Annotated in this window: 22 protein-coding genes; 9 read left to right on the top strand and 13 right to left on the bottom strand. The window is 61.0% G+C overall.

The window, feature by feature from the left end:
• Nucleotides 1-9: 9 nt before the first annotated feature.
• From rodA to ACYZTL_RS19160, 6 genes are all read right to left on the bottom strand, one after another.
• A complete protein-coding gene (gene rodA / locus ACYZTL_RS19185; RefSeq protein ID WP_461954335.1) occupies nucleotides 10-1,113 on the bottom strand; it encodes a rod shape-determining protein RodA in 1,104 nt (367 codons plus the stop codon).
• Nucleotides 1,114-1,144: 31 nt separating this feature from the next.
• Nucleotides 1,145-3,040 carry a penicillin-binding protein 2 gene (gene mrdA, locus ACYZTL_RS19180; RefSeq protein ID WP_461953073.1) on the bottom strand — a complete coding sequence of 632 codons (1,896 nt, stop codon included), beginning with the start codon at nucleotides 3,038-3,040 and terminating at the stop codon, nucleotides 1,145-1,147.
• Nucleotides 3,041-3,049: 9 nt separating this feature from the next.
• Nucleotides 3,050-3,517, bottom strand: a complete 468-nt coding sequence (gene rlmH, locus ACYZTL_RS19175; RefSeq protein WP_007937439.1) for a 23S rRNA (pseudouridine(1915)-N(3))-methyltransferase RlmH — start codon at nucleotides 3,515-3,517, stop codon at nucleotides 3,050-3,052.
• Nucleotides 3,518-3,526: 9 nt separating this feature from the next.
• Nucleotides 3,527-4,021 (bottom strand): ribosome silencing factor, encoded by a 495-nt coding sequence (gene rsfS / locus ACYZTL_RS19170; RefSeq protein ID WP_461953072.1) that lies wholly within the window; start codon nucleotides 4,019-4,021, stop codon nucleotides 3,527-3,529.
• 72 nt (nucleotides 4,022-4,093) lie between these two features.
• Entirely contained in the window at nucleotides 4,094-4,816 is a 723-nt protein-coding gene (gene nadD, locus ACYZTL_RS19165; protein ID WP_461953071.1) for a nicotinate-nucleotide adenylyltransferase, read from the bottom strand.
• Nucleotides 4,785-6,056, bottom strand: coding sequence for a glutamate-5-semialdehyde dehydrogenase (locus ACYZTL_RS19160; RefSeq protein ID WP_461953070.1), 1,272 nt, complete (start codon nucleotides 6,054-6,056; stop codon nucleotides 4,785-4,787). The genes nadD and ACYZTL_RS19160 overlap by 32 nt, the downstream gene beginning before the upstream one ends.
• Before the next feature lie 177 nt (nucleotides 6,057-6,233).
• Between ACYZTL_RS19160 and ACYZTL_RS19155 the strand changes: the two genes are divergently transcribed.
• Entirely contained in the window at nucleotides 6,234-6,932 is a 699-nt protein-coding gene (locus ACYZTL_RS19155; RefSeq protein WP_461953069.1) for a DNA-3-methyladenine glycosylase, read from the top strand.
• A gap of 100 nt (nucleotides 6,933-7,032) precedes the next feature.
• Entirely contained in the window at nucleotides 7,033-8,349 is a 1,317-nt protein-coding gene (locus tag ACYZTL_RS19150; RefSeq protein WP_461953068.1) for a bifunctional DedA family/phosphatase PAP2 family protein, read from the top strand.
• A gap of 89 nt (nucleotides 8,350-8,438) precedes the next feature.
• Here the strand turns inward: ACYZTL_RS19150 and ACYZTL_RS19145 are convergent, their stop codons facing one another.
• From ACYZTL_RS19145 to ACYZTL_RS19135, 3 genes are read right to left on the bottom strand one after another with little or no spacing between them, the layout of a single operon-like run.
• A complete protein-coding gene (locus ACYZTL_RS19145) occupies nucleotides 8,439-9,029 on the bottom strand; it encodes an LON peptidase substrate-binding domain-containing protein (protein ID WP_084319700.1) in 591 nt (196 codons plus the stop codon).
• Nucleotides 9,030-9,039: 10 nt separating this feature from the next.
• Entirely contained in the window at nucleotides 9,040-9,756 is a 717-nt protein-coding gene (locus ACYZTL_RS19140) for an LrgB family protein (RefSeq protein ID WP_461953067.1), read from the bottom strand.
• Nucleotides 9,753-10,115 (bottom strand): CidA/LrgA family protein, encoded by a 363-nt coding sequence (locus ACYZTL_RS19135; RefSeq protein ID WP_461953066.1) that lies wholly within the window; start codon nucleotides 10,113-10,115, stop codon nucleotides 9,753-9,755. The genes ACYZTL_RS19140 and ACYZTL_RS19135 overlap by 4 nt, the downstream gene beginning before the upstream one ends.
• 182 nt (nucleotides 10,116-10,297) lie before the next feature.
• On the opposite strand from ACYZTL_RS19135, the gene ACYZTL_RS19130 reads away from it, so the two are divergent.
• The 3 genes from ACYZTL_RS19130 (at nucleotide 10,298) to ACYZTL_RS19120 (ending at nucleotide 13,255) form a co-directional block, all read left to right on the top strand.
• Nucleotides 10,298-10,753, top strand: coding sequence for a MaoC family dehydratase (locus tag ACYZTL_RS19130; protein ID WP_461953065.1), 456 nt, complete (start codon nucleotides 10,298-10,300; stop codon nucleotides 10,751-10,753).
• Between the two features lie 114 nt (nucleotides 10,754-10,867).
• Nucleotides 10,868-12,586, top strand: a complete 1,719-nt coding sequence (locus ACYZTL_RS19125; protein WP_461953064.1) for a C13 family peptidase — start codon at nucleotides 10,868-10,870, stop codon at nucleotides 12,584-12,586.
• A gap of 27 nt (nucleotides 12,587-12,613) precedes the next feature.
• Nucleotides 12,614-13,255 carry an oxidoreductase gene (locus ACYZTL_RS19120; protein ID WP_461953063.1) on the top strand — a complete coding sequence of 214 codons (642 nt, stop codon included), beginning with the start codon at nucleotides 12,614-12,616 and terminating at the stop codon, nucleotides 13,253-13,255.
• An 85-nt stretch (nucleotides 13,256-13,340) separates the two neighbouring features.
• Here ACYZTL_RS19120 and ACYZTL_RS19115 read toward each other — a convergent pair whose 3' ends face one another.
• From ACYZTL_RS19115 to ACYZTL_RS19100, 4 genes are all read right to left on the bottom strand, one after another.
• Nucleotides 13,341-13,625: a YceK/YidQ family lipoprotein gene (locus tag ACYZTL_RS19115; RefSeq protein WP_461953062.1), complete on the bottom strand. Its 285-nt coding sequence runs from the start codon at nucleotides 13,623-13,625 to the stop codon at nucleotides 13,341-13,343.
• A complete protein-coding gene (gene ubiX / locus ACYZTL_RS19110) occupies nucleotides 13,618-14,250 on the bottom strand; it encodes a flavin prenyltransferase UbiX (protein ID WP_461953061.1) in 633 nt (210 codons plus the stop codon). The genes ACYZTL_RS19115 and ubiX overlap by 8 nt, the downstream gene beginning before the upstream one ends.
• A complete protein-coding gene (gene mpl, locus ACYZTL_RS19105) occupies nucleotides 14,247-15,596 on the bottom strand; it encodes a UDP-N-acetylmuramate:L-alanyl-gamma-D-glutamyl-meso-diaminopimelate ligase (protein ID WP_461953060.1) in 1,350 nt (449 codons plus the stop codon). The genes ubiX and mpl overlap by 4 nt, the downstream gene beginning before the upstream one ends.
• Nucleotides 15,597-15,815: 219 nt before the next feature.
• Nucleotides 15,816-17,729: a sigma-54-dependent Fis family transcriptional regulator gene (locus ACYZTL_RS19100; protein WP_461953059.1), complete on the bottom strand. Its 1,914-nt coding sequence runs from the start codon at nucleotides 17,727-17,729 to the stop codon at nucleotides 15,816-15,818.
• A gap of 372 nt (nucleotides 17,730-18,101) precedes the next feature.
• Between ACYZTL_RS19100 and exaC the strand changes: the two genes are divergently transcribed.
• The 4 genes from exaC (at nucleotide 18,102) to eutC (ending at nucleotide 23,636) form a co-directional block, all read left to right on the top strand.
• Nucleotides 18,102-19,622 (top strand): acetaldehyde dehydrogenase ExaC, encoded by a 1,521-nt coding sequence (exaC, locus tag ACYZTL_RS19095; RefSeq protein ID WP_461953058.1) that lies wholly within the window; start codon nucleotides 18,102-18,104, stop codon nucleotides 19,620-19,622.
• A gap of 216 nt (nucleotides 19,623-19,838) precedes the next feature.
• Nucleotides 19,839-21,209, top strand: coding sequence for an ethanolamine permease (gene eat, locus ACYZTL_RS19090; protein WP_461953057.1), 1,371 nt, complete (start codon nucleotides 19,839-19,841; stop codon nucleotides 21,207-21,209).
• 199 nt (nucleotides 21,210-21,408) lie between these two features.
• Nucleotides 21,409-22,803 carry an ethanolamine ammonia-lyase subunit EutB gene (locus tag ACYZTL_RS19085; RefSeq protein WP_461953056.1) on the top strand — a complete coding sequence of 465 codons (1,395 nt, stop codon included), beginning with the start codon at nucleotides 21,409-21,411 and terminating at the stop codon, nucleotides 22,801-22,803.
• An 8-nt stretch (nucleotides 22,804-22,811) separates the two neighbouring features.
• A complete protein-coding gene (gene eutC / locus ACYZTL_RS19080; RefSeq protein WP_461953055.1) occupies nucleotides 22,812-23,636 on the top strand; it encodes an ethanolamine ammonia-lyase subunit EutC in 825 nt (274 codons plus the stop codon).
• The last annotated feature ends 46 nt before the right edge of the window (nucleotides 23,637-23,682 follow it).

Raw genomic sequence — 23,682 nt, 5'->3', positions numbered from 1 at the left:
TCACCTTATTCAAACCTGTGCGATCCACTTACGATGGGTATGGATCGACATCAAAACCCCAAACGCTGACAGCAGCGTTACCAGCGAAGTTCCTCCGTAGCTAATGAACGGCAACGGCACTCCCACAACCGGCAACAGGCCACTGACCATACCGATGTTGACGAAAACGTAAACAAAAAACGTCATCGTCAGGCTGCCCGCGAGCAATTTGCCGAACAATGTCTGGGCCTGAGCAGTAATCACCAGTCCGCGGCCGATCAACAGCAGGTAAATCAGCAACAGTGCACAGATGCCGACCAGACCGAACTCCTCGCCCATGACCGCAATAATGAAGTCGGTATGGCTTTCCGGCAGGAAGTCCAGGTGCGACTGGGTGCCCAGCAGCCAGCCTTTGCCGAATACACCGCCGGAGCCGATGGCCGCTTTCGACTGAATGATGTTCCAGCCGGTGCCCAGCGGATCGCTTTCCGGGTCGAGGAACGTCAGGATTCGCTGCTTCTGGTAGTCGTGCATGATGAAGAACCACATCCCCACGGCCACCGGCACGGCGGCGGCCAGCACGCTGAGAATCCAGCGCCAGCGCAGACCACCCATGAACAAAACGAATGCGCCGCCCGCGAGAATCAGCAACGAAGTGCCAAGGTCAGGCTGACGCACGATCAGAATGAACGGCAAACCGATCAGAAACAGACTGACACCTACGTGCTTGAGCTGCGGCGGCAAGGTGCGCTTGGACAAGTACCAGGCGATGGTCGCCGGCATCAGGATCTTCATGAACTCCGAAGGCTGGAAGCGGATCACCCCCGGAATGTTGATCCAGCGCGTGGCGCCCATGGCGTTGTGGCCCATGACGTCCACCACCACCAGCAACAGCACGCCGAGCACATAACCGACCGGCACCCAGCGAGCCATGAAGCGCGGCTCGAACTGGGCGATGACGATCATCGACACCAGGCCGATGCCGAACGACGTGGCTTGTTTGGCCAGCAGATCCCAGCTCTTGCCGCTGGCCGAATACAGCACGAACAGGCTGCCGGCGGCGAGGGTCAGCAGCAGGATCAGCAACGGGCCGTCGATGTGCATGCGTTGCAACAGCGTCGCACGACGACGCATCACATCCTCGCTGGAGAGGATGCGATCGAAATTACTCTTCACGGGCCGTAGCCTCCGCACTGATTGGGCTGGCGTATTCGGCTTTCAGTCGGCCATCCTGGTCCAGGAGCCAGGCGTCCATGACCTGGCGCACCACCGGCGCGGCGACGCCGGAACCGGATTCGCCGTTCTCGACCATCACCGACACCACGATTTTCGGGTTGTCGGCCGGCGCGAAGCCGACGAACAAGGCGTGGTCGCGATGACGTTCCTGAACCTTGGAGCGGTCATACTTCTCGCCCTGCTTGATCGCGACCACCTGGGCCGTACCACTTTTGCCGGCGATCCGGTATTGCGCGCCGATCGATGCCTTGCGCGCCGTACCGCGAGCACCGTGCATCACTTGCTGCATGCCGTGGTTGACCCTGGTCCAGTCGGACGGATCGCGCAGGACAATGTCCGGCATCGGATTGTCATCCTTCGGCCGCACGCCTTCGACGGTCTTGGCCAGGTGCGGACGGTTCCACACGCCTTTATTGGCCACCAGCGCCGTGGCCTGGGCCAGTTGCAGCGGCGTGGATTGCATGTAGCCCTGGCCGATCCCGAGAATCAGCGTTTCGCCCGGGAACCAGGCCTGGCGACGGGTCGCGCGCTTCCACTCACGGGACGGCATCAGCCCCGGCGACTCTTCGAACATGTCCAGGGAGACCTTCTGGCCGATGCCGAACTTGCCCATATAGGCCGACAGGCGATCAATCCCCAGCTTGTGCGCCAGGTCATAGAAGTAGGTGTCGTTGGACCGCATGATCGCCGTGTCCAGATCCACGTAGCCATCGCCGGTACGGTTCCAGTTACGATACTTGTGATCGTAATTGGGCAGCATGTAGTAGCCAGGGTCAAAGACCCGGGTCGACGCGGTAACCACACCAGAATCCAGACCGGCAATTGCCACCGCCGGCTTGATGGTCGAACCCGGCGGGTACAGACCGCGCAGTACGCGGTTGAACAACGGGCGGTCAATGGAATCGCGCAGCTCGGAGTAAGCCTTGAAGCTGATGCCGGTGACGAATAGGTTCGGGTCGAAACTCGGCTGACTGACCATCGCCAGTACTTCGCCAGTCGTCGGGTCCAGCGCCACCACCGCACCACGCCGACCGCCGAGTGCCGCTTCGGCCGCTTCCTGCAACTTGATGTCCAGGCTCAGGACGATGTCCTTGCCGGGAATCGGATCGGTGCGCTTGAGCACGCGCAAGACGCGGCCTCGCGCGTTGGTCTCGACTTCTTCGTAACCCACCTGACCGTGCAACTCGGGCTCGTAGAACCGCTCGATGCCGGTCTTGCCGATGTGGTGCGTGCCGCTGTAATTGACCGGATCGAGGGACTTCAGCTCTTTCTCGTTGATCCGCCCCATGTAACCCACCGAGTGCGCAAAGTGCGCGCCCTGCGGGTAATGCCGCACCAGTTGCGCAACCACTTCCACACCCGGGAGGCGGAACTGGTTCACGGCGATGCGGGCGATCTGTTCTTCGGTCAGCTCGAACAGGATCGGCACCGGCTCGAATGGCCGACGCCCCTGCCGCATGCGTTTCTCGAAGATCACCCGATCCTCGGGCGTCATCTCCAGCACTTCGACGATCACGTCGAGCACTTGCTGCCAGTCGCCGGAACGCTCGCGGGTCATGCTCAGGCTGAAGCTGGGCCGGTTGTCGGCCACCACCACGCCATTGCGGTCGAAGATCAGTCCACGGGTCGGCGGAATCGGCTGCACGTGGACGCGGTTGTTTTCCGACAGGGTCGAGTGGTACTCGTACTGGATCACCTGCAGGAAATACAGCCGTGCGATCAGCACGCCGAACAGCGCCACCACCGCAATTGCCCCGAACACGACGCGGCCACGCACCAGACGGGCGTCTTTTTCGTGGTCCTTGATGCGGATCGGCTGGGACATGAGGCAGAACTACTTGTGGTATGGGTGGCCGGACAGAACTGTCCAGGCACGGTACAGCTGTTCGCCGATCAGAATCCGCACCAGCGGGTGCGGCAACGTCAACGGCGACAACGACCAGCGCTGATCGGCCCGCGCACAGACTTCCGGCGCCAGCCCTTCGGGGCCGCCGACCATGAAATTCACCGTGCGCGAGTCGAGCCGCCAGCGATCGAGTTCGACCGCCAACTGCTCGGTGCTCCAGGGCTTGCCGTGGACTTCGAGGGTGACAACGCGCTCGTTCGGCCCGACCTTGGCCAGCATGGCTTCGCCTTCCTGACGGATAAAGCGTGCCACGTCGGCGTTCTTGCCACGGGTGTTGAGCGGTATTTCCACCAGTTCCAGCGCCAGCTCGGACGGAAGACGCTTGGCATATTCATGCCAGCCTTCTTCCACCCACTTGGGCATGCGTGAACCGACGGCGATCAGTCGCAGTCGCACAGCGGTCCCTTATTGCTGGTCTTTGTTGAGCTTGGTGAAATGCTCATGGGTGTTTTCCGGGCTGTGATGCGCAGCGCTGGCCGAACGGCTCTGCTCTGCACCGGCCCACAGGCGTTCCAGGTCATAGAACTGGCGAGCCGAGGCGGTCATCATGTGCACGATGACGTCGTCCATATCCAGCAACACCCAGTCGCTGTCGCCCTTGCCTTCTTCACCCAGCGGCTTGACGCCCTGGGCTTTGACGGCTTCGCGAACCTTGTCCAGCATCGCGCCGATCTGGCGGTTGGACGTACCGGTGGCGATGATCATGAAGTCAGTGATGCTCTGCTTTTCACGAACGTCGATGACCTGAATGTCCTGGGCCTTGACGTCTTCCAGGGCTGCCACGGCAACCTTGACCAGTTCTTCGCCAGCCAGCTCAGGGCCGGTTGGCGCTTCTACTGGCAGGGGGGCGCTCTTGAATGTGCCTTTGCGCTTTACTTTAGCTACGTCTTTGTCAGTCATATAAAACTCGTTTTGCTCGTATGTTCGGGCGCTTCGCTACACGCATTCACGTGCCTTGAAGCGCACCCTTTTTCAGTTCGACGCACGGTAGAGTCCGTGCGCATCGATGTAGGCCAGGACCGCGTCGGGCACCAGGAAACGTACCGACTTACCGCTGGCCAGCAGTTGACGGATCTGGGTGGCGGATACCGCGAGCGGCGTCTGCCAGACGAATGCAATCTGTCCGCTCGGCCCTTTGAGGGCCAGCGGGTCGCTCACCGAGCGCGCTGCCAGCAGGTTGCGCAAGGCATCCGGCGGTTCGCTGTCGGCATCCGGGCGTTGCAGCACCAGGATGTGGCAATGCTGGAGCAACTCTTCCCAGCGGTGCCAAGTGGGCAGGCCGCAAAATGCGTCCCAGCCCAAAAGTAGAAAAACCTGGTCTTCAGCGGCCAGTTCGGCACGCATCAGTTCCAGGGTATCAATAGTGTAGGACGGCTTGTCCCGCTGCAATTCGCGGGCGTCCACCACCAACGGTGCCACACCGGCCACCGCGCACTTGACCATCGCCAGACGGTCCTTCGCCGACACCTGCGGCGTGCCGCGATGAGGCGGCCTGGCACTGGGTGTCAGTCGCAACTCATCGAGCGCCAGCGATTCGGCGACTTCCAGCGCACCGCGCAAATGGCCGATGTGCACTGGGTCGAACGTCCCGCCCAGCATGCCGATACGTCGAGGCGCAGGTTCGCTGGCGGTGAGCGGGGACGACGGATTAAGGTCGCCCAAGTCAGACCGACGCCTGGCCGCGCAACTGGCCATCACCGACCACGATGTACTTCTCGCAGGTCAGGCCTTCGAGACCCACCGGGCCACGGGCGTGCAGCTTATCAGTAGAAATGCCAATCTCGGCACCCAATCCGTATTCGAAGCCATCGGCGAAACAGGTCGGCGTATTGATCATCACCGACGACGAATCGACTTCCGCGACGAAACGCCGGGTGTCTGCGAGGTTTTCGCTGACGATCGAATCGGTGTGATGGGAGCCGTACTGATTAATGTGCTCGATGGCCTGGTCCAGCCCGTCGACCACACGGATCGAGAGAATCGGCGCCAGGTACTCGGTATTCCAGTCTTCTTCGGTGGCCACCGCAGCATCGATGATCGCCCGCGTGCGTTCGCAACCACGCAGCTCGACGCCTTTTTCGCGGAACTGTGCAGCCATCGACGGCAGGAAATCTTTGGCAACGGTTTGATCCACCAACAGCGTCTCCATCGCACCGCAGATACCATAACGGTAGGTCTTGGCATTGAAGGCGATGCGCTGGGCTTTCGGCAAATCGGCGTGGGCACTGACGTAAACGTGGCAGATGCCGTCCAGATGCTTGATGACCGGAACGCGCGCGTCACGACTGATGCGCTCGATCAGGCCACGGCCGCCACGGGGCACGATGACGTCGACATATTCAGGCATGGTGATCAGCGCGCCAACAGCCGCACGGTCTGTGGTCTCGACCACTTGTACGACGGCGGCCGGCAGATCGGCTTCAGCCAGACCGCGCTGGATGCAGGCAGCAATGGCACGGTTGGAATGAATCGCTTCGGAACCGCCGCGCAGAATGGTCGCGTTGCCGGACTTCAGGCACAGGCTGGCGGCATCGATGGTCACGTTGGGCCGGGATTCGTAGATGATTCCGATCACGCCCAACGGCACGCGCATCTTGCCGACCTGAATCCCCGACGGACGGAAGCTCATGTCGCGAATGGCGCCGACCGGGTCCGGCAACGCTGCCACCTGACGCAAACCAACGATCATGCCGTCGATACGTTCCGGGGTCAGCGCCAGACGCTCCAGCAGCGCAGGCTCCAGACCATTGGCGCGACCCGCGGCCAGATCCAGGTCGTTGGCTGCCGTCAGCTCGGCACGCGCGGCGTCCAGCGCATTGGCCGCCGCCTGCAAGGCGCGGTTTTTCTGCGCGGTGCTGGCACGGCCGATGATGCGCGACGCTTCGCGGGCAGCGCGACCCAGGCGGGTCATGTAGTCGAGAACGGACTCAGTCATTGTCTACTGTGGTCTTGGTAAAGAGGAAAGCGGCAGATTATAGCTGTCGCGTCTCCCGACTAACAGCGGTGACGGGCGGATGGTCGAAATGGAGGGCAATTTGCCGACGTTCAGCCGTGATTAAGCTGCAAATTGTTATCATCACGACTCAATCAGCTTTGATAAATGCCGTTCATCATGTCCAACCTGACTGTTCGTGCGCCCGCTGCGGGCCTGCCCTCCGGGCTCCCGGACGCGTTTTTCGACCGGGATGCGCAAACGCTGGCCCGGGATTTACTCGGCAAAGTCATCCGTCATCGGGTAGGCGACTTGTGGCTCAGTGCCCGGATCATCGAGACCGAAGCCTATTACTTTGAAGAAAAAGGCAGCCATGCCTCTCTTGGCTACACGGAAAAGCGTAAGGCTTTGTTTCTGGATGGCGGTCACATCTATATGTATTACGCCCGGGGCGGCGATTCCCTGAATTTCAGCGCTCAAGGCCCGGGCAATGCGGTATTGATCAAATCCGCTTATCCGTGGGTCGATGAGTTGAGCGGGCCGGCGAGCCTGGCGCAGATGCTGTTGAACAATCCTGATACCCAGGGCCGCCCTCGCCCTTCGCAAAAACTTTGCGCCGGGCAAACGCTGTTGTGCAAGTCGCTGGGTTTGAAGGTGCCGGTCTGGGACGCCAAGCGCTTCGATCATGAAGTGCTGCTGGTGGAAGATGTCGGCCCGGCGCCTGGCCACATCATTCAAACCACGCGCCTGGGCATTCCTCATGGGCGCGATGAGCATTTGATGTACCGCTTTGTCGACGCTGCTTACGCACCGTATTGCACGCGCAACCCGCTGCGGCGTGGGCAGGTCGAAGGTCGCGATTATTTTTTGCTGTCTTGATGACGGAACATATCCCTTGTGGGAGCGGGGGTTCGGTGGTGTTTTGAAGATTGTGTTCGTCCCTTGCGGGCGATTATAAAAATTCGATGGAGTTGTTTTTATGGGCCCATGGCTCGATAGCGTGACCGGATGGTTGACGGTCAACCCGCAATGGCTGGCCGCGGCAGTATTCATTGTGGCCTTCGTGGAATGCCTGGCGATTGCCGGACTGATCGTGCCCGGCACGGTGTTGTTGTTTGCCGTCGCCGTTCTGGCCGGCAGCGGCGCCCTGTCGTTGAGCGAAACATTGCTGCTGGGATTCGTCGCCGGCGTGCTGGGCGATATCGTTTCCTACTTTGTAGGGCGACATTTCCATCAGAACATCCGGCGCCTGCCGGGCCTGCGCCATCACCCGGAATGGATCGCCGGCGCCGAGGCTTACTTCCAGCGCTATGGCATTGCCAGCCTGCTGGTCGGACGCTTCATCGGGCCGCTGCGGCCGATGCTGCCGATGGTCGCCGGGATGTTCGACATGCCCTTCCCGCGTTTTGTCGCTGTCAGTCTCCTGGCGGCGGCCGGTTGGAGCGTCGCGTATCTGTTGCCGGGCTGGGCCACGGGTGCCGCAATTCGTTTGCCATTGCCGGAAGGTTTCTGGCCTGAGGCCGGGATCGTCGCCGGCAGCATTGCGGTCATGGTGGGTTTGAGCGCGACCAGCAGCCTGCGTCGGCATCGCAAAGCGACAATACTGATCACCGGTATGAGCCTTCTGATCCTGGCGGGCCTGTTTATCGGCTACCCGCACCTGACCGCCCTCGATCAGGGCGTGATGACACTGGTGCAGGAACACCGCAGCCCGACGCTCGACGAAGTCGCCGTCACCTTCACGCTGATCGGCGAGTTCCGCAACATGCTGCTGTTCAGCGTCCTGCTGACCGCTTTGCTGCTGCTGACCCGGCAATGGCGACAGGCGATTTTCGCGGGCAGCACCCTGCTCTGCACCGCACTCGGCAACACGTTCACCAAACAGTTTTTCGCACGCGTGCGCCCGGAAGTGTTAAGTGATCCGCTGGTGAGCTACAGCATGCCAAGCGGTCACGCGTCGGGGGCCTTCGCGCTGTTTCTGACCCTCGCCGTTCTGGCCGGCCGCGGACAACCACCGCGGATGCGTCTGACCTGGTTGTTGGTGGGTTGCCTGCCGGCGCTGGCAATTGCGTTGTCACGCGTCTACCTGGGTGCGCACTGGCCAACGGATGTGCTGGCCGGCGCCATGCTGGCGGCGTGTGTCTGTGCGGCAAGCCTCTGGCTGAGTCAGCGCCAGACGCCACTCAATGCCATGCCACCGAAGGTCTGGTGGCTGGTCTTGCCGGCCATGGCCGCGCTGTTCGGTTTTTTTGCTTTGCGGCATTTACCCCATGCCATGTTGAGGTACGCGTACTGAAGTCAAAAGATCGCAGCCTGCGGCAGCTCCTACAGGTGTACGCCTTACTCGTGTAGGAGCTGCCGCAGGCTGCGATCTTTTAGCGTTCGTCAGGCAAACAACTCACCCTGCAATTCATCGAGCAGCGCCTGGATCGCATCCAGTCGTTGCTGCGGATCATCGAGTTGCAGCAGATCAATCTTGTCCACCTCGGCGAACGGCAACAGGTACGCCAACTGATTGGCCAGCGATTGCTGGCCGGTGGCTTCGGTGCCCATGTTCAACGCTTCGACCATCGGGTGTTCGGCCAGAGCCTTGAGCAGTGCGACAAGGTCGGCATCCTCGTCCTGCAACGGTTGCTCAGGCTCGTCTTCCAGCCACTCGACTTCGGCGACGGTCAACTGATCGCGCTGGACCTCGGTGCGCAACACGTGGAAACGCCGCCCGCCCTGAACCCGAATGCCCAGCAGACCGTTGTCCTGCTGCTTGAAGTCAGTAATCAGCGCTTCACAGCCGACCAGCGCATAACCCGCCGGAGCAATGCCGACTTCTTCACCGTCGAGAATGCACACCACGCCGAAGCCGCCGCCCTGCTTCATGCAGCGGCTGATCATGTCCAGGTAGCGCGCCTCGAAGATCTGCAAGTCGAGGATGCAGCCAGGAAACAGCACCGTGTTCAGCGGGAAAAGCGGCAAGCTCATAGACATTTCCTTACACCACCATCGACACCGCCAACGGCAGGAACACCGCCGTGGCCACACCCATCAGACTCATTGCCAGCGCCGCGAAGGCGCCGCATTCTTCACTTTCCTGCATCGCCACCGCCGTGCCGACCGCATGGGCGGTCATGCCCAGCGCCATGCCGCGCGCCTCGGGGCTGTGGACGCCGAGCCGGTTCAGCAGGCTCGGCCCAAAGATCGCCCCGATCACGCCGGTAATCAACACAAAGACCGCCGCCAGCGCCGCGACACCACCAATCTGCTCAGCCACCAGCATGGCAATCGGCGACGTCACCGACTTCGGTGCCATGGTCATCAGGATCATGTGTTCGGCGCCGAACGACCAGCCCAGCAACACGCCCATGCCGGTGGCGACCACGCCGCCTATCACCAGCGTAGTAAATATCGGCCAGAACAACTGCCGGATCCGCCGCAAATTGAGGTAAAGCGGAACGGCCAGCGCGACCGTGGCCGGGCCGAGCAAAATACTGAGGATCTCGGTGCTCTTGCGGTACTCGGCGTACGTCAGGCCGCAGCCCACCAATACGCCAATGACCAATAGCATGGAAACCAGCACCGGCTGCAGAAAGATCCAGCGGGTTTTCTCGAACGCCCCCAGCACAAGCTGATAAGCGCCGAGGGTGATGCCGATGCCGAACAACGGATGATGAATCACCGATGTCCAGGCGCCTTGCCAGTCGAAGATCATTGCGGGTCCTCGCGGTGCGCGTGGCGCTTGACCATGCGCTGCATCAGCACACCGGCGAAGGCCATGGACAACAGCAGCGACAACACCAGCGCACCGACGATGGCCCAGAAGTCCGCGGCAATGTCCCTGGCGTAAACCATCACGCCCACGGCCGGCGGCACCAGCAGCAACGGCAGGTAACGCAGCAGGCTGCTGGCGGCCAGGTTCAGCGGTTCGCCCACCTGGCCACGGCAGATCAGGTACACCAGCAGAAGCAGCAGGCCAATGATCGGCCCCGGCAGCACCGGCAAAAACAAATGGTTGATGGCTGTGCCCAGCAATTGGAACAGCACAAGCCAGGTCAGGCCACGTAACAACATCCGTCCTCTCCCCCGCAAATTCTCGCCCGGCATTATAGGCATGCCGACGCTATGGACCGGCATTCGCCAAAAGCATGAACAGTTGACCGGAGCAATTTGCCATGTTGATCTAAAGTGGTAATCCGGGAGGTCAAATCCCCCCACCTCAAAACTATAAAACGATGAACCGAAGGAGAGTCTCAATGCCCTATGTTCCCGCTGCAGAGCTCAACGATTATGTCGGCAAGGAACTTGGACGTTCCGAATGGCTTACCATCGATCAGGACCGCATCAACCTGTTCGCTGAAGCCACTGGGGACCATCAGTTCATCCACGTCGACCCGGTCAAAGCCGCGCAAACGCCATTTGGCAGCACAATTGCCCATGGCTTCCTGTCGCTGTCACTGATCCCCAAACTGATGGAAGGCATCCTCATCCTGCCTGAAGGCTTGAAGATGGTGATCAATTACGGCCTCGACAGCGTGCGGTTCATTCAGCCGGTCAAGGTCAATTCGAAAGTGCGACTCAAGGTCGACCTGACCGAAGTCACCGAGAAGAAACCCGGCCAATGGCTGCTCAAGGTCACCGCCACGCTTGAGATCGAAGGTTCGGACAAACCGGCCTATATCGCCGAGCCGTTGTCACTCTGCTTCGTGTAAACCCTCCCGGATGCGAAGCAGCTCATGCTGTTTCGCGACCTCTCTCTATTTCTCTCCCTGTATAAGGTCATAGAGCTGCGGCATACTCGGTCGCCTAATTGCCCGGATCCCGCTATGCGCCCACTTGCACTTCTCGTACTGACCCTGATGCTCACCGCGTGCGGTGACGGCGAATCGCTGTTGCCCCCCGATGCCCGCTTGCCGGACGGCGGACGCTATCGCGGTGACCTGGTCAACGGATTGCTGCAAGGCCAGGGCCGCGTCGATTACCCGAACGGCAGCTGGTACGCCGGCAGTTTCGACAAGGGCCAATGGCATGGCCAGGGCGAATGGCACGGCAGCAACGGCGAAGTGTATCGCGGCAATTTCAACCTGGGCCTGTTCGACGGCCAGGGCACGCTGACCACCAGCGGCAGCAGCTACACCGGCGGCTTCAAGGCGGGTCGGCGCGAAGGCGAAGGCACCCTCAAAGAAAACGGCATGACCTACCGCGGCGAATTCAAGGCCGATCAGTATTCAGGGCTCGGCCGTCTGGAACTCGATGACGGCAGTTCGTATCAAGGTCAGTTCGCCCATGGCAAACCCAACGGCGAAGGCCAGCGCGGCGACGCCAGCGGCAATCAGTTCACCGGGCACTTCAAGGACGGCCAGTTGGAAGGCAACGGGACCTTCAACAGCGCTGAAGGCGACATCTACGTCGGCGGCTTCAAGAACAACCAACTGCATGGCAAGGGCCGCTACGAGAATGCCGACGGCGATGTCTGGCTGGGCCAATTCAAGGAAGGCTCGCTGAACGGCAAGGGCGAGTTGATCGGCGCCGACGGTAGCCACTACATCGGTCAGTTCAGCGACTGGCGTTTCACCGGGCAGGGCCGGCTGAACCTGCCCGACGGCAGCTTCTACATCGGCCAGTTCGACGGCGACAGTTATCAAGGTCGCGGCACGCTGGTGTTGACCGATGGCCCGGTGCAGAGCGGCACCTGGGTCAATGGCCAGCGAGTGCGCGACGCCGACGGCAAGCTGCTGCCCGACAGCCTCGAGCTCGGTTTGCTGGCCCAAGGGCGCTTGATCGAAGACGCACTGGCCAACGTGCCGACCTCGACCCCGGCGATCGAGCTGTACACCCTGACCCTCGGCGGTGACGGCAAGCAGAGCGTGTTCCTGCGCGAATCCGATTACGTCAGCAACATGCTCTCCAGCCGCTTCGGTGCGTTTGGCCAGATCCGCCTGGTGAACCATCGCGACCACCTCGTCGACCGGCCGATGGCCACCCGGGAAAACCTGCGCCGCGCCGCGCTGACGCTGGCCGAACGCAGCGGTCCGGAAGACTTGATCTTCATCTACCTGACCAGTCACGGCACCAGCGAACACGAACTAGTGCTTGACCAGCCGCGTATGGAACTGTCCGATTTGCCGGCCGACGAACTCGCTGCCGTGCTCGCGCCGCTGAAAAACCGCGACAAGATCGTTGTGATTTCGTCTTGCTACTCCGGTGGTTTCATTCCCGCCCTCAAGGACGAACGCACGCTGATCATGACGGCCTCGCGCGCCGACCGCGTGTCCTTCGGGTGCTCGGAAGAAGCCAACTTCACGTACTTCGGCGACGCGCTGTTCGCCCAGGCCCTGAATCAGACCGACGATCTGGAACAAGCTTTCAAGCGGGCCAAGGCCACCGTCGCCGAGCGGGAACTGGCAGACAGCTTCGAAGCCTCTGAACCGCAGATCTGGGCACCGAAAACCGTTCTCTCCCACTGGCAGCTGTTACGCAAACAGCAGGCACGAAAAGCGCTACAAAGTGTCTCTATCAGCAGCAAGGATGCAAAGAGCAACTAAGCTGAACAGTATCAAGGGGGACACACTATGTACTTGACGCCTCAGCATGTATTGCTTGCCGGAGCAACCGGCCTGACCGGTGAACACTTGCTTGATCGCCTGCTCAACGAGCCTACGATCACACGCGTATTGGCCCCCTCACGCCGGCCGCTGGCCGAACACCCTCACCTGGAAAACCCGATCGGCGAGCCGGCGGTGTTCCTGCCGCAACTGAACGGTCGCGTCGACATCGCCTACTGCTGTCTCGGTACCACGATCAAACAGGCAGGTTCGGAAGCGGCGTTCCGTGCAGTCGACCTCGACATGGTGGTGGCCTTCGCCAAACGGGCGCGGGAGATGGGCGCGCGGCACTTGATCGTGATCAGCGCCCTGGGGGCCGATCGGAGGTCCTCGATTTTCTACAACCGGGTTAAAGGCGAGATGGAATACGCATTGCGCGCGCAAAACTGGCCACAACTGACCATTTGTCGACCTTCGTTCCTGCTGGGCGATCGCCTCGAACCTCGCCCGGCCGAGCAATTCGTCGGACCGTTATCCCGCTTGATCCCTGGCAAATACCGCGGCATCGAAGCCTGCCAACTGGCCCGCGCGATGTGGCGACTGGCGCTGGAAGAGCAGGATGGGCTGCGGATTGTCGAGTCGGATGAGTTGCGTAAGCTAGGCAAATAAAATCAAAAGATCGCAGCCTTCGGCAGCTCCTACAGGGGTACACATTCCACTGTAGGAGCTGCCGAAGGCTGCGATCTTTTTCTTTCTACAACCCGCCGGTTGCCTGAAAGCTCACGCCGATCACTGTCAACACCGACAACGGCAACAACAACGTATCAAGCAACGCACTAGCCGGCAGATCAACGCCAGGATAGCTCGGCGCCTCCGCACCAAAACGATCCATCGCGCAACAACCGCCATTCATGGCATACAAATCCAGCCGCGTCCCCGCATACACCACCGGCGCCCCGGGCTTCGCGGCATCCAGCGTGCGCGCCGTGGCGCAACCTGCCAGTTGCAGCGCCAGCACCACCACCAGAAACTTATTCATCGCTGGTCAGATGGTGTTCGCCCCAACGGGGCAGCATGTCTTGCGGAATGTTCAGCAGGTTGAGAATCCGCGCCACGACGAAGTCGATCAGGTCATCAATGGTTTGCGGTTGATGATAGAAGCCCGGCGATGCTGGCAGGATCGTCACGCCCATGTTCGACAACTTGAGCATGTGCTCCAGATGAATGCTCGAATACGGCGCTTCGCGCGGCACCAGAATCAGCTGGCGACGCTCCTTCAGCGTGACGTCGGCGGCTCGTTCGATCAGGTTGTTGCAGGCACCGGTCGCGATAGCCGACAGCGTTCCGGTGGAACACGGCACCACCACCATCGCCGCTGGCGCGCCGGAGCCCGAGGCCACCGGCGACATCCAGTCTTCCTTGCCGTACACCCGAATCTGCCCAGCGGCAGCGCCGGTGTATTCGGTGAGGAAGGCCTGCATCGTCTGGGTCTTCGACGGCAACGTAACGTCCGTCTCGGTGGCCATCACCAGTTGCGCTGCCTTGGAGATCAGGAAGTGCACCTCGCGGTCTTCGCGGATCAGGCAGTCCAGCAGGCGCAAACCGTACTGGGCGCCTGAAGCGCCGGTCATCGCCAGCGTGATGCGTTCCGGGCCGTTGTTCATTGCAGCGCCTCGGCGAGTTTGCCGTGCAGGCCGCCGAAGCCGCCGTTGCTCATGATCACCACGTGAGTGCCGGGCTGAGCCTGACTTTTCACGCGCTCGATAATGCCTTCCAGGGAATCGCTGACAATCGACGGCACCGTGCACAGCGCCGCAGTAGCGCCCAGGTCCCAGCCAAGGTTGGCCGGTGCGTACCAGATCACCTGATCGGCATCGACCACGCTTTCCGGCAAACCATCGCGGTGAGCGCCGAGCTTCATGGAATTGGAGCGCGGCTCGATGATCGCGATCAACGGCGCGTCGCCAATGCGTTTGCGCAGACCGTCGAGGGTCGTGGCGATGGCCGTCGGGTGGTGAGCGAAGTCGTCGTAGATGGTGATGCCACCTACTTCAGCGACTTTTTCCATCCGGCGCTTCACGCTTTTGAAAGCGCTCAACGCGGCGATGCCCATGGACGGCACAACACCGACATGCCGCGCCGCCGCCAAGGTGGCCAAGGCGTTGGCAACGTTGTGTTGCCCGGTCATGTCCCACTCGACCACGCCTTGAGCAACGCCTTCAAACATCACTTCGAATTTCGAACCGTCTTCGCTCAGCAACTTGACCTGCCACTGACCACCCGCGCCGGTGGTTTGCACCGGGGTCCAGCAGCCCATCTCGATCACGCGCTGCAGCGCCGGCTCGGTGGTCGGATGGATCAACAGGCCTTCGCTTGGAATGGTCCGCACCAAATGGTGGAACTGCCGCTCGATGGCCGGCAGATCGGGGAAGATGTCGGCGTGATCGAATTCCAGGTTGTTCAGGATCGCCGTGCGCGGGCGGTAGTGAACGAACTTGGAGCGTTTGTCGAAGAACGCACTGTCGTACTCGTCGGCTTCGATCACGAAGAACGGCGTGCCGCCCAGACGCGCCGACACCGAGAAATTCTGTGGCACGCCACCAATCAGGAAACCGGGGCTCATGCCCGCGTGCTCCAGCACCCAGGCGAGCATGCTGCTGGTGGTGGTTTTGCCGTGCGTGCCGGCGACGGCCAGCACCCAGCGACCTTGCAGCACGTGATCGGCCAGCCACTGCGGGCCGGAGACGTACGGCAAGCCTTTGTTCAGCACGTATTCGACAGCCGGGTTACCACGGGACATGGCGTTGCCGATCACCACCAGATCCGGGGCCGGATCGAGTTGCGCCGGATCATAGCCTTGGGTCAACTCAATACCCTGAGCCTCAAGCTGAGTGCTCATCGGTGGATAGACGTTGGCATCGGAGCCGGTCACGTGATGGCCCAGCTCTTTGGCCAGAACCGCCATCGAACCCATGAAAGTGCCGCAGATACCAAGAATATGAATGTGCATAGTCGACCTCGTAAAACATGGCCGCAGGTTAGCGTAGGGAGGCGAAAATCGCACTCTTTAGCTGAGCCTTGCCACGATCACAGTGGCGAGGGAGCTTGCTCCCGCTGGGTCGCGCAGCGGCCCCAAATCTGCATTCGCGGTTACTCTGCCTAATCGCATTACTGGATTGCGACGGCTTCGCCGTCGAGCGGGAGCAAGCTCCCTCGCCACAAAAGCGGTTTACCGGGCGATGCCGTGTTTACGCAGTTTTCGATATAGGGTGTTACGGCTGACGCCAAGTTGCTCGGCGGTATGGGTCATATGCCAACGGGTTTGCTCCAGCGCATTCAGCAATGCCAGCCGCTCGACATCATCCAGGGGATGTTCGGAAGGCTGTTCAACGGCGACAACCGGCATCGGTCGCGTCTGACGAATCATCGCCGGCAAATCCTCCAGCCCGATCCGCCCGCCGTCACACAACGCCGCCAGCGTACGCAACACATTGCGCAACTGCCGCACATTTCCGGGCCAGGCAAAACCCAGCAACGCCTGGCGTGCCGTCTCATCAATCAGCACCGTCTCCCCGCCCGCCTCTTGCGCCAGCAAAAAGTCGAGCAACTGTGATTTGTCACTGCGCTCGCGCAATGCTGGCAGTGCGATCTCCAGACCGTTGAGCCGGTAGTACAAATCCTCGCGGAAGCTGCCGTCCTGCACCCGCTCCAGCAAATTACGGTGAGTCGCGCTGATGATCCGTACGTTGACCGACTCCGGCTCACCGCCAATCGGCACCACTTGCCGATCCTCGAGCACTCTTAATAGCCGGGTCTGCAACGCCAGGGGCATGTCGCCGATTTCATCCAGAAACAACGTCCCGCCATCGGCCTGCTGCAACTTGCCACGCATGCCTTCCTTGCGCGCACCGGTAAAGCTGCCGCCGCGATAGCCGAACAGTTCGCTCTCGATCAGGCTTTCGGGGATAGCCGCGCAATTGAGCGCGACGAAGGCCTTTTCCGCCCGCTGACTGGCCTGATGCACCGCTTTGGCGAAGGCTTCCTTGCCAGATCCGGTTTCGCCGTTGATCAGCAGCGGTACGTCCCGTTCGAAGACGCGCAGGGATTTGCGGAAGTCCTCCTGCAGCCCTGTGTCGCCAAGGCAAATGCCCGACAAACGCGAAGGCTCCGCAACCACCGGGCTTTGCACCACTGGCACCGGAATGCTGCGCGGCTGACCGCGCAACACAGCAAACAGACTTCGCCCGTCACGGGTGCGCAGCGGCCAACTGGCGCTGGCATTCACACTCGCGCGGCCCAGCAACTCGTCCAGCGAGCAGTCGAAAAACGCTTCGACCGGTTTGCCCAGCAGTCCGCCGCGAACATGTCCCAGCAGGTTGAGCGCACTCTGGTTGACGGCACAGATCCGCCCTTCCCCGTCGAACGCCAGCAACCCTTCGCTGAACAGCCCGACGGATTCGGCCTGCAGGTGAAAACGCAGCAACCACTGATTGTCGAAGTCACGCAGGAAATAGCAGCTCTCGATCATCTTCGCCGACAGATTGACCAGGGCCATGGTGTGGAACTGACTTTGCCGCGAGACCTCGTGCCGTGCCGAGGATACGTCGAGCACCGCCAGCAGTTCGCCATGCGGGTCGAACACCGGGCTCGCCGAGCAGGTCAGGCCGGTGTGGCGACCGCGAAAGTGTTCGTCCTGATGAATGGTCAGCGACTGGCGCTCCACCAGGCAGGTGCCGATGCCGTTGGTACCTTCGCAAGCTTCGCTCCAGTCGGCACCGAGCCAGAGACCGGCGCGCTCGAAAATCTTCCGCTCGGCGGGCGCGGTCACACAGTTGAGGATCACCCCGCGCGCATCGGTCAGCAGCACCGCATGGCCAGCGCCGGAGAGTTGCTGATGCAGGCTGCTCATTTCGTTGCCGGCGATGTGCAGCACTTGCTGCAAGCGTTCGCGGCTTTCGAGGACGCGGCCATGCTCCAGCACCGTCGGCGCCATGGTCAGGGCCGGGTCGAGATGATAGTCCTCAAGACAGCGCAGCCAGGACCGGGCAATCGACGGATCGCTGCCGGGACCGTGCAAGTGGGGTTTCCCCTGGGTCACGGTGAGCACTTGCTGGGCATGGCGACTCAAATGGTTGTCGTGCATTTCTTATTATTCTCCCCGAGCGGTTTGCACCCCCTGTAGGAGCTGCCGCAGGCTGCGATCTTTTGATTTTGTTTTTTAAGATCAAAAGATCGCAGCCTGCGGCAGCGCCTACAGGTCATGCCGAGCATCCTCCAGCCTAGCCTGCATTGCAATGCCGGCGAGACCGACCAGTCACACGCTGTGCCACAAGCGGTACAAAGTGTCACTGGAGCTGTACCGAAAGCGTCACAGACGCCGCCCGCTTGTCCGACAAAAAACGCGCAAGGCCTTGATTTGACTGACCTGCAAGGCAGTGGCCCGACCTTTGCTCTACGCTTATAGCAAGCGCACATGCGCCTCTCTTATAAATACAAAAGCCAAGGAGAAAACATCATGCGTTACGCTCACCCCGGTACTGAAGGCGCTATCGTTTCGTTCAAGAGCAAGTACGGTAACTACATCGGCGGCGAGTTCGTCGCGCCTGTCAAAGGTCAGTACTTCACCAATACCTCGCCAGTGAATGGCCAACCGATTGCCGAATTCCCGCGCTCCACGGCCGAAGACATCGACAAAGCCCTGGACGCTGCCCACGCCGCTGCCGATGCCTGGGGCGCCACGTCCCCTCAGGCTCGCTCGCTGGTGCTGCTGAAAATCGCCGACCGCATCGAGCAGAACCTGGAAGTGCTGGCAATCACCGAATCCTGGGACAACGGCAAAGCCGTTCGCGAAACCCTCAACGCCGACATCCCGCTGGCCGCTGACCACTTCCGCTACTTCGCCGGCTGCATCCGCGCCCAGGAAGGCAGCGCTGCCGAGATCGATGGCAACACCGTGGCTTATCACATCCATGAACCACTGGGCGTGGTCGGGCAGATCATTCCGTGGAACTTCCCGATCCTGATGGCCGCGTGGAAACTCGCCCCGGCCCTGGCTGCCGGTAACTGCGTGGTGCTCAAGCCTGCCGAGCAAACCCCGCTGGGCATCACCGTGCTGATGGAACTGATCGGCGACCTGCTGCCACCCGGCGTGCTGAACATCGTGCAAGGCTACGGCAAAGAAGCCGGCGAAGCCCTGGCCACCAGCAAACGCATCGCCAAGATCGCCTTCACCGGCTCGACCCCGGTCGGCTCGCACATCATGAAATGCGCCGCCGAAAACATCATTCCGTCCACCGTGGAGCTGGGTGGCAAGTCGCCGAACATCTTCTTCGAAGACATCATGAAAGCTGAGCCATCCTTCATCGAGAAAGCCGCTGAAGGCTTGGTGCTGGCGTTCTTCAACCAGGGCGAAGTGTGCACCTGCCCGTCCCGCGCCCTGGTGCAAGAGTCGATCTACGACGAGTTCATGAAAGTGGTCATGAACAAAGTCCTGCAAATCAAACGTGGCGACCCGCTGGACACCGACACCATGGTCGGCGCCCAGGCGTCCGAGCAACAATTCGACAAAATCCTTTCGTACCTGGAAATCGCCAAGGGCGAAGGCGCCGAACTGCTGACCGGCGGCAAGATCGAAAAACTCGAGGGCAGCCTGGCGACTGGTTATTACATCCAGCCGACCCTGCTCAAGGGCACCAACAAGATGCGCGTGTTCCAGGAAGAAATCTTTGGCCCGGTGGTGAGCATCACCACGTTCAAGGACGAAGCCGAAGCCCTGGCCATCGCCAACGACACCGAGTTCGGCTTGGGTGCCGGCCTCTGGACCCGCGACATCAATCGCGCCTATCGCATGGGCCGCGCCATCAAGGCCGGTCGCGTGTGGACCAACTGCTACCACCTGTACCCGGCGCATGCCGCGTTCGGCGGTTACAAAAAGTCCGGCGTCGGTCGTGAAACCCACAAAATGATGCTCGATCACTATCAGCAGACCAAAAACCTGCTGGTGAGCTACGACATCAATCCGTTGGGGTTCTTCTAACTCAACGCGATACCGCGTAACGGCCTTCGCGGGCAAGCCTCGCTCCTACAGGACTGCGTGTACCTGTAGGAGCTTGGCTTGCCAGCGAAGGCGTCCTCTATGACACACCAAACATTGCCCTGCCCCTCTGGCACGGGCTTTGCGTGCCCGCTCTACACGTAAACGTCGTACCCGAAAGTCCAACAGATCAAACAATAAAAAAGACAGCGAGGACTTATGACTTCTTCCACACAGCTCAAACCCACACTCGGCACCCTGCATTTATGGGGCATTGCCGTCGGCCTGGTGATCTCCGGCGAATACTTTGGCTGGAGTTACGGCTGGGGCACCGCAGGCACCCTGGGTTTCCTCGTCACCGCGTTGATGGTGGCGACGATGTACACCTGCTTCATCTTCAGTTTCACCGAATTGACCACCGCCATTCCCCACGCTGGCGGGCCGTTTGCCTACAGCCGGCGGGCCTTTGGCGAGAAAGGCGGGTTGATCGCCGGCATCGCCACCCTGATCGAATTCGTCTTTGCGCCACCCGCCATTGCGATGGCCATCGGTGCTTATCTAAACGTGCAATACCCGGAACTTGACCCCAAGATTGCAGCCGTTGGCGCCTATTTCGTGTTCATGACCCTGAATATCCTTGGCGTCAGCATCGCTGCGACCTTCGAACTGGTGGTCACCGTACTGGCCGTCGCCGAGCTGCTGGTGTTCATGGGCGTGGTCGCGCCGGGCTTCAGTTTCAGTAACTTCGCGCTCAACGGCTGGTCGGGCTCCAACGACTTCACGATGGCGTCGATTCCCGGCATCTTTGCGGCAATCCCGTTCGCGATCTGGTTTTTCCTCGCCATTGAAGGCGCGGCGATGGCGGCTGAAGAAGCCAAGGACCCGAAACGCACGATTCCCAAGGCGTACGTCAGCGGCATTCTGACGTTGGTGTTCCTCGCGATCGGCGTGATGGTGATGGCGGGCGGCGTGGGCGACTGGCGCCAGCTGTCGAACATCAACGACCCGCTGCCTCAGGCGATGAAAGCCGTGGTCGGCAGCAATTCGACCTGGATGCACATGCTGGTCTGGATCGGCCTGTTCGGGCTGGTGGCGAGTTTCCACGGGATCATTCTCGGCTACTCGCGCCAGTTCTTCGCCTTGGCCCGTGCCGGTTACCTGCCTCGCTCGCTGGCCAAACTGTCGCGCTTCCAGACGCCGCACCGCGCCATTCTGGCCGGCGGTGTGATCGGCATCGCGGCGATCTACAGCGACGGCCTGGTCAACCTGCAAGGCATGACCCTGACGGCTGCAATGATCACCATGTCGGTATTTGGCGCCATCGTGATGTACATCATCAGTATGCTGAGCCTGTTCAAACTGCGTAAAACCGAGCCGAACCTGGAACGCAGCTTCCGCGCGCCGGGTTACCCGATCGTCCCGGGCATCGCGCTGTTCCTGGCGGTGGTGTGCCTGGTGGCGATGGCGTGGTTCAACCCGCTGATCGGCTGTGTGTTCCTCGGCTTTATGGCCGCCGGTTACCTGTATTTCCAATTGACCGCCAAACAGCGCTTCAATGCGCCGGCGGATGCGATGCTTGAAGGCGTCTGATTTGCACCGGCGCCGGGCCATGTGCCCGGCGCCTGCCATATTGAAGTGCACCGAGATCCAAATGTGGGAGCGGGCTTGCTCGCGAGTGCGTTGTGTCATCCAGCACAAATGTCGCCTGACACTCCGCCTTCGCGAGCAAGCCCGCTCCCACAAGGGGTTGGCGGTGTATTTGAGTTATTGATTCATTCAGGAGGACACCGTGGCCCAATTTGCCCATTCCGTCGGCGCCCAGACCTATCGCTTCGCCAGCCTCAAAGAGGTCATGGCCAAGGCCAGTCCGGCGCGCTCCGGCGACTTCCTGGCCGGCGTCGCCGCCCTCAACGATGGCGAGCGTGTGGCCGCGCAAATGGCCCTGGCTGATATCCCGCTGACTCATTTCCTGCAGGAAGTGCTGATTCCCTATGAGGCCGATGAAGTCACCCGACTGATCATCGACACTCACGACAAACAAGCCTTCGCCGTGGTCAGCCACCTCACGGTTGGCGGATTCCGCGACTGGCTGCTCAGCGATGCCGCTGACGAACAGAGCCTGCGCGCCCTCGCCCCCGGACTGACGCCGGAAATGGCCGCGGCTGTGTCGAAAATCATGCGCGTGCAGGACCTGGTGCTGGTCGCGCAGAAAATCCGCGTCGTCACGCAATTTCGCGGCACTATGGGCCTGCGTGGACGCTTATCCACACGCCTGCAACCCAACCATCCCACCGACGAACCGGCGGGCATCGCGGCGAGCATTCTCGACGGGCTGCTGTACGGCAACGGCGACGCGATGATCGGCATCAACCCGGCCACCGACAGCATTGCCTCGATTTGCGCGATGCTGGAAATGCTCGACGCAATCATCCAGCGCTACGAAATTCCTACACAGGCCTGCGTGTTAACCCACGTCACTACGTCCATCGAAGCGATCAATCGCGGCGTTCCGCTGGACCTGGTGTTCCAGTCGATCGCCGGCACCGAAGCGGCCAATGCCAGTTTCGGCATCAACCTGAACGTTTTGCAGGAAGGCTACGACGCCGGTTTGAGCCTGAATCGCGGCATGCTGGGGCAGAATCTGATGTATTTCGAGACCGGTCAGGGTAGCGCCCTGTCGGCCAACGCCCACCACGGCCTCGATCAACAGACCTGCGAAACCCGCGCCTACGCCGTGGCGCGACATTTCAAACCGTTTTTGGTGAACACCGTCGTAGGATTTATCGGCCCGGAGTACCTCTACAACGGTAAGCAGATCATCCGTGCAGGTCTGGAAGACCACTTCTGCGGCAAATTGCTGGGCGTGCCAATGGGCTGCGACATCTGTTACACCAATCACGCCGAAGCCGATCAGGACGACATGGACACCCTGCTGACCCTGCTGGGCGTGGCCGGAATCAACTTCATCATGGGCATCCCCGGCTCCGACGACATCATGCTCAATTACCAGACCACCTCGTTCCACGACGCGCTCTATGCCCGACAAACCCTTGGCCTGAAGCCGGCCCCAGAGTTCGAACAGTGGCTGGCAAAAATGGGCATCTTCACCCAGGCAGACGGCAAGATTCACTTCGGCGACAGCCTGCCGCCCGCCTTCCGCCAAGCGATGGGGCAACTGGGATGAGTGTCGAGATGGATAAACCGCCTGTTGATTCAGAAAATCCATTGCTGGAACTGCGGCGCCTGACCCCGGCGCGAATTGCCCTGGGCCGCACCGGCACCAGCATGCCCACCCGCGCGCAGCTGGATTTTCAGTACGCCCACGCCCAGGCCCGAGACGCGGTGCACCTGCCCTTCGACCATGCAGGGCTCAGCTCGCAATTGGCCGAATGCGGGCGCGAAAGTTTACTGCTGCACAGCGCCGCCACGAACCGGGACAGCTATTTGCAGCGCCCCGATTTGGGGCGCAAGTTGAGCGACGAGTCGGCGCAAACCCTGCGCAACTACGCCTCCGCCCATCCCGGCGGCGTCGATCTGGTGATTGTCGTTGCCGATGGCTTGTCCGCGCTGGCTGTTCACCGCCACACCGCGCCCTTCCTTGCGCGCATGGAAGAACAGATCGCGGCCGAAGGCTGGGCGGTTTCGCCGGTGATTCTGGTAGAGCAAGGCCGGGTCGCGGTGTCCGATGAAATCGGTGAGCTGCTGGGCGCAAAAATGGTGGTGATTCTGATCGGCGAACGCCCTGGCCTCAGCTCGCCAGACAGCCTGGGGCTATATTTCACCTACAATCCAAAGGTAGGCCTGACGGATGCTTACCGCAACTGCATCTCCAATGTGCGACTGGAGGGCTTGAGTTATGGCATGGCGGCACACCGTTTGCTTTATCTGATGCGTGAAGCCTGTCGGCGGCAGTTGTCGGGGGTTAACCTGAAGGACGAAGCGCAGCTTCAGACGCTGGAGTCGGACGCAGGAGCGGACATGAAAGGTAATTTCCTACTGATTCCGCCGAATGCCTGAACCGTTTCCGCATTGCGTTTCTGATTCGATTTCAGGCAGGATCGAA

The sequence above is a fragment of the Pseudomonas sp. LB3P81 genome (genome assembly GCF_054897965.1).
Note: the sequence above shows the minus strand (reverse complement) of the source record. Positions and strands in the feature narration are given on the sequence as shown.